A 236-nucleotide genomic window follows, 5' to 3' on the forward strand; every position below is an offset into this window, starting at 1 on the left:
CCTCGGACTCCGCCGTCTCGGTGCTGGTGGGGTTGTTCGGTGCGGTGCTGGGTGTGGAGGGTGTGGGTGCGGAGGACGACTTCTTCGCGTTGGGCGGGGATTCGATTCTGGTGATCCAGTTGGCGGCGCGGGCGCGTGAGGCGGGTGTGCGGTTGACGCCGAAGCTGGTGTTCGCGCATCGGACGGCGTCGGCGCTGGCCGCGGCCCTGGCGCCGGTGGCCGGGGAGGCCCCGGCC

General features: G+C 72.9%; 1 protein-coding gene. It reads left to right on the forward strand.

The window, feature by feature from the left end:
- Positions 1 to 236: phosphopantetheine-binding protein (locus tag NPS70_RS28415; RefSeq protein WP_256527336.1), on the forward strand; the 236-nt coding region annotated here is incomplete at both ends.

The sequence above is a fragment of the Streptomyces sp. C10-9-1 genome (assembly GCF_024497955.1).
Classification (GTDB): Bacteria; Actinomycetota; Actinomycetes; order Streptomycetales; family Streptomycetaceae; genus Streptomyces; species Streptomyces sanyensis.